The 1,632-nt window shown below is 37.8% G+C and carries 1 protein-coding gene; it reads left to right on the top strand.

From position 1 onward, the window contains the following. The first annotated feature begins 243 nt into the window (after nt 1–243). Nucleotides 244–1,464 (top strand): IS110 family RNA-guided transposase, encoded by a 1,221-nt coding sequence (locus WAX74_RS20885; RefSeq protein WP_336499576.1) that lies wholly within the window; start codon nt 244–246, stop codon nt 1,462–1,464. Nucleotides 1,465–1,632: the final 168 nt, after the last annotated feature.

The raw sequence follows: 1,632 nt of genomic DNA, 5'->3' as shown, positions 1-1,632 counted from the left end.
GCGGAAACATACTAACATTAGTAGTACAAACCAAGGCCATGGTTTGTGCTACTATTTTTATATAGTAGAAGTGAGGGAAAGTCGAGCGGACGCTGGGATCTTAGAATCCGTATCGGAAACCGGCTAACTTCACACCCCTATTAGAATCAGTTTAGTATGTTGGGTCCTTGAGATCGTGTAAGAAAAGGGAATTGTTAGGGCACTGTGAAGACTTCTATGATTGGCAAAAGGAGGAGATATAAAATGAAACATGTAGTGGCATTTGATGTCAGTAAGGGAAAAAGCACCATGGTGATTTATAACCAGTATCAACAGTGTGATTTTGAAGGAGAAATTCTGCATAATCGTCCTTCTTTTGAAAAACTGCATGAGACACTCCAAAATTTAATCTCTCAAGATGGACAAGGACCCGAAATCGTTTTTGAAGCAACTGGGGTTTATTCCAAAGGTCTTGAAAAGTTTTTACAAGATCACTCCTATGGATATTGTTGTGTCAATCCATTGGAAGCCAAGACTCAAATGGCTAAGATGCGTAGACAAAAAACAGATAAGAGCGATGCTCATGAATTAGCCAAAACCCATTTCAAAGAGGATCGGAGAAAGACTCATCTTCCAGATGATTATTTTGATCAAATGCGTGCTCTCACGCGCTATTATAATGAAGTAGATACAGAGATTAATCATATATTTAATCGTATGCACGCTATTTTACAATTAAGTTTCCCTGAACTAGAGGGCCTTTTTTCGACGAACTCTTCCCTTTTTTTAAATATCGTACAAGACTATCCCCATCCCGAAGAGGTGCTAGCTTGTTCTAAAACAATTCTACGTAATCGAATAAAAGCCAGTACATGTAAAAATATCTCTTTAAAACAAGCGGAAGAAAAAAGTTTAGCTATGTTAGAAGCGGCAAATAATTCTTATCCTGCGATTTCTAGAAGAGATGTACGATGCGAACAAGTAAAAGATTATGCCACACGCATCGCAGAATTAAAGGAAAAGAAAAAGCGATTAGTCAAACAAATGATAGAGCTTTCGGCAGGACGCAAAGAATATCAAATATTGGTGTCCTTTCCGGGTATCGGTGAACTAACAGCTGTTAGAATTATTGGGGAACTTGGCGATATCCGCCGCTTTCAAAACAATAAGCAGTTGAATGCTTATGTGGGAATCGATTTGATGCGTTACCAATCAGGTACTATTCACTATAAAGATAAAATCAATAAACGAGGAAATAAAAATCTCCGAAAAATTTTATACTTTATGGTTCAAACGATGATTACATGGAGGAAAAAGAAAAAGAACCATATAGTCGATTATTACGACAAACTAAAAACGCAACCTCAGAGAAAACCTCATAAGGTTGCGAGCATCGCGTGTGTGAATAAGTTCCTGAAAGTAGCATTTCATCTTATCCAACACGATCTAACATATGATTACGAGACAGCATCCACCTGTTCGTAATCGATAGTCTCACTATAGCACATTTACCCTGGCAAAAAAAGAAATTTCGTTAGGGCTTTTCGGCATGCATAAATTTGATTTGGGAGTGGTACCCCTCCCAAATCAAACCAATAATTTAATAATCAAGCCTAAAAAAAGACTTGACTGGAGGTAAGAAAGCGTCCGCCT

The organism is Psychrobacillus mangrovi, assembly GCF_037104765.1.
In the GTDB taxonomy this organism is placed as follows: Bacteria; Bacillota; Bacilli; order Bacillales_A; family Planococcaceae; genus Psychrobacillus; species Psychrobacillus mangrovi.
This window is presented reverse-complemented; position numbering and strand designations above follow the sequence as displayed.

Coding starts and splice junctions, on each gene's coding strand:
- WAX74_RS20885 (WP_336499576.1), top strand. CDS start 244: ATGAAACATGTAGTGGCATTTGATGTCAGTAAGGGAAAAAGCACCATG.